This window comes from Deinococcus pimensis DSM 21231 (genome assembly GCF_000519345.1).
GTDB lineage: Bacteria > Deinococcota > Deinococci > Deinococcales > Deinococcaceae > Deinococcus_A > Deinococcus_A pimensis.
Genome location: NZ_KI912666.1, coordinates 1 through 3602 on the forward strand (window position 1 = coordinate 1; position 3602 = coordinate 3602).

The window sequence follows — 3602 nt, forward strand, 5'->3', positions numbered from 1 at the left end:
GCGCCTCGCGGCGGCGGAGGTGCCCGGCGGGCGCTTCCGGGTGCATCCGGGGCCCGTGACGGTCATCAAAGAGGAGACAAACGCGAGCCCGCTGAGCGTGAAGGCCGCGCTGGACGCGCTCGCCGCGTACCCCGGACGGCGCGTGGCGGTGCTGGGCCGCATGCTGGAGCTCGGCGAGGACGAGCGCGCCCTGCACGAGGAGGTCGGCACGCACGCCCGCGCGCGGGCCGACGTGACGTACGACGTGGGCGAGTTCGCGGGGCTGCTGGGCGAGCGCGCCTACGACGGTACGCCCGAACTCATCCCGGCGCTCCTCGCCGACCTGCGCCCGGGCGACGTGGTGCTGGTGAAGGCGTCGCGCGGAATCAGCTGGACGCCCGAGGAGCGCGCCCGGCGCGGCGTGGGTCTCGACGACGTGGTGCGCGCCCTGCTGGAGGCGTCGCGTGCGCTGGGCTAGACCGCTGCACGCCGCCTCGGCGAAGGCCGGGGGGGCGCCGGGCGAAGCGAGGAGGCGTGGCGTTGCGTGCGGGATCGCGCGGCGGACCGGTCGGTCCGGGCTGGCGGCGCTCCTCGTGGTGCTCGCGGGCTGCGCGCCCGCCGTGACGAGGCCGCAGGCGGCGCTCACGGCGGCGTTCTCCGCGCAGGGCGTGGCCTGGGTGTCGGGCGGCGCGGTGTTCCTCGCGCGCGCGCCGCTCTTCCGTCCGCAGCGGGTGCCCGTGCCGGGCCGCGCGACGGACGTCGCGTGGAACGGCGGGAACGCCTGGGTGGCGCTGCCCGCCGCCGGGTGGGTGCAGCGGATCACGGGCGAACCGGGCGTGGTGCAGGTCGGGCGGGTCGTGGAGCTCACCGACACCCGCGCCTACCGTGAGGACGGCACCGCCATCAACTTCAGGGGGCAGGACGCTCCGGGCCTCGTCGGGGCGCCCGATCAGGCCGTCACGGGCGGCGACGGCCTCGACTACGCCGTGCAGGCGGGCCGACTGTACCGGGTGGACCCCGCGCGGACGCTGCTGCTCGACTCGCTCGGCGCGCCCCTGCTGGTGAGCACCCCCACCGGCGCGGGCCTCTCCACGGTGCCCGTGGCGTTCACGGCGGACAGCCAGTACCGCCTGCAGGGCGGGACGCTGGAGCGCGTGGACGCGGCGGGCCGGGTACGCGCGAGCGTCCCGCACGGGCCGGGTGTCGTGGGCGTCTCGGCGGAGTTCGTCGTGACGGTCTCTCCAAATGGGGAGGTGCGGGTTTTCCGCTACGATCTGACCGAGGTGAAGTCTTGATCGTCCGAGTTCCGTCCCCGTCCCCCCTGACCTCCACCCGTTTTCTGCCGGGAGCGCCCGCGTGCTGATCGCGGCGGTGCTGTCGTGGTTCCTCGTGGGCCTGTTCATCCGCGTGTCCAAGGCGCGCGGCTGGGGTCAGCGCGTCCGCCGTGACGGCGCGCAGACCCACCTCGTGAAGGACGGCACGCCCACCGGCGGCGGCGTCGGCTTCGTCGTGGCGCTCCTGCTGGCGTGGCTCCTCATGTACGCGCGCGGCGCGGAGCCGCGCGACCTCGCCGTGCTCGGCGTGACGATCGCGATGGGCCTGATCGGCCTCGTCGACGACGTCCTCAAGATCCGCTCCCGCATGACGGGACGCGGCGCGTCCGAACTGCGCGCCCGCGAGAAGTTCCCCCTGCAGATCCTCGTGGGCGCCGCGTTCGCGTACTTCGCGTGGCGGATCGGGCCCGCGCTGCCGGGCGTGCCCGCCGAGTGGCGCGCGCTCGTGGAGATTCCGCTCTACACGTTCATCCTGGTGGGCGCGGTGAACGCGTTCAACTTCACGGACGGCCTCGACGGGCTGCTCGGCGGCGTCACGATCATCATCCTGCTGCCGCTCGTCGCGCTCGGCGCCTCGCCGCTCGCGGCCCTCATGGTGGGCGCGCTGCTGGGCTTCCTGTGGTTCAACGCGCACCCCGCGCGGGTCTTCATGGGCGACATGGGCTCCCACGCGATCGGCGCGCTCGTGGCGGGCACGTACATCCTCAACGGGTCGGGGAACTTCACGTGGCTGCTCGCGCTCGCCGCGATCATCCCCATCGTGGAGGTGCTGAGCGTCGTGATCCAGGTGACGTACTTCCGCCGCACGGGCGGCAAGCGCGTGTTCCGCATGACGCCCATCCACCATCACTTCGAGCTGTCCGGCTGGCCCGAGACGAAGGTCACGCTGCGCTTCTGGATCGTCACGGCCGTCGCGACGCTCGGCGCGTGGGCCGTGATGAGCGGACGCCTGTAGGAGCAGAACAAGGCGAGGGCGCGCGGGGGATGCTCCGCGCGCCTTTCTCTATGTCTTCTTCTTACGCAGGATTTTGTAGAACCCGTGGAGGTCCGGGTCGGTGTTCTTCAACGTCGCCTGCACGAGGGTGGGCAATCGGTCGAAGGACCGCTCCTTGACCTCCACCCAGCGCAGGGCCGCGTAGGGCTGCCGTGTGGCGGCTCGCACCACGACGACCTGCGCGTCGAGGGCCGCCGCTTGCCGTGCGGCCGCGCTCATGAGATGTTGCCGCTCCTTGGAGCTCAGTGCCCCTGGCAGGATCAGCACGCGCGAGATGACCGCGGCCCTGTCGCCGGCCTTTTTCATCAAGGTCAAGCGGACGGCGGCCAGGATGCCCCCGCCCTCTTCTCGACGGGCGATGATCACGTGACCTGATCGTGTGGTGCGGTCGAGTCCGTACCAAGAGCGCGGCCTGGAATCAGCCCAACCGGAGGACTTGACGAAAGAGTGCAATTCGAGAATGTCGCTTTCCAGAGCGACACGAATGATGGTCATAAGAATACCGATGGTCTTCAATATTTCACCTCAACCTACCCTCCTCACTTCCCCACCCCGGGCATCCTCACACGCCCCCTAACAAAGCCTTCACGTCGCCCCTAGACTGAGCGCAACCAATGACGGACTCTCCTGATTTCCTGATCTACGGCCTGGGGCGCAGCGGGCGCGGCGTGGCGCGCTTCCTCGGGCGTGAGGGCCTGCGCGCCGAGTGGCTCGACGCGCGGCCCCAAGAGGAGGACCTCGCGCTCGCGCGGGACCTCGGCTTCGAACGCGGGGACGTCTCCCGCGCCTACCGCACGGTCGTCGCGGCGCCCGGCGTGCCCATCGACCACCCCGACCTCGCGCGTCTGCGCGCGGCGGGCGCGGAGGTGATCGGCGAGGCGGAGCTCGCGTACCGCTTCCGGGACGTGCCCATCGTCGGCGTGACGGGCACGGCGGGCAAGGGCGGCACGTCCAGCCTGATCGAGCAGCTGCTCGTCGCGCTCGGGGTGCGCGCGCGGCTCGGCGGGAACTTCGACCCGCCGCTGCTCGACGTCGTGGACGGCGCGGAGGTGGCGGTGGCGGAACTGTCGAGCTTCCAGCTGGAACGCGTCCAGGCATTCCGGCCGGTCGTGGCGGTCATCACGAACCTCGGCGTGGACCACCTCGACCGGCACGGCACGGTGGAGGCGTACCACGAGGCGAAGCGGCACATCACCCGCGCGCAGACCAGTCAGGACACGCTCGTCCTGCCGGACGGCCTGAGCGTGCCCACGCGGGCGCGGACGCTGCACTTCACGGCCGGGCGCGTGGCGCTC

The 3602-nt window shown here is 71.9% G+C and carries 5 protein-coding genes; 4 read left to right on the forward strand and 1 reads right to left on the reverse strand.

Features of this window, described 5'->3' with window-relative positions; all coding sequences use genetic code 11:
• The 3 genes from DEIPI_RS0117785 to DEIPI_RS0117795 form a co-directional block, all read left to right on the forward strand.
• On the forward strand, window positions 1-457 hold a 457-nt coding region (locus tag DEIPI_RS0117785; RefSeq protein ID WP_027482651.1), incomplete at its 5' end, for a glutamate ligase domain-containing protein.
• On the forward strand, window positions 444-1274 hold the full coding sequence (locus DEIPI_RS0117790) for a hypothetical protein (RefSeq protein WP_245588595.1): 831 nt from the start codon (window positions 444-446) through the stop codon (window positions 1272-1274). The genes DEIPI_RS0117785 and DEIPI_RS0117790, both read left to right, overlap by 14 nt.
• A gap of 61 nt (window positions 1275-1335) precedes the next feature.
• Window positions 1336-2268 (forward strand): phospho-N-acetylmuramoyl-pentapeptide-transferase, encoded by a 933-nt coding sequence (locus tag DEIPI_RS0117795; RefSeq protein ID WP_027482653.1) that lies wholly within the window; start codon window positions 1336-1338, stop codon window positions 2266-2268.
• 48 nt (window positions 2269-2316) lie between these two features.
• On the opposite strand, the gene DEIPI_RS32355 is transcribed toward DEIPI_RS0117795, so the two are convergent.
• Entirely contained in the window at window positions 2317-2823 is a 507-nt protein-coding gene (locus DEIPI_RS32355) for a hypothetical protein (RefSeq protein ID WP_027482654.1), read from the reverse strand.
• Window positions 2824-2921: 98 nt separating this feature from the next.
• Here DEIPI_RS32355 and DEIPI_RS32360 point away from each other — a divergent pair.
• On the forward strand, window positions 2922-3602 hold a 681-nt coding region (locus tag DEIPI_RS32360), incomplete at its 3' end, for a Mur ligase family protein (RefSeq protein WP_045234646.1).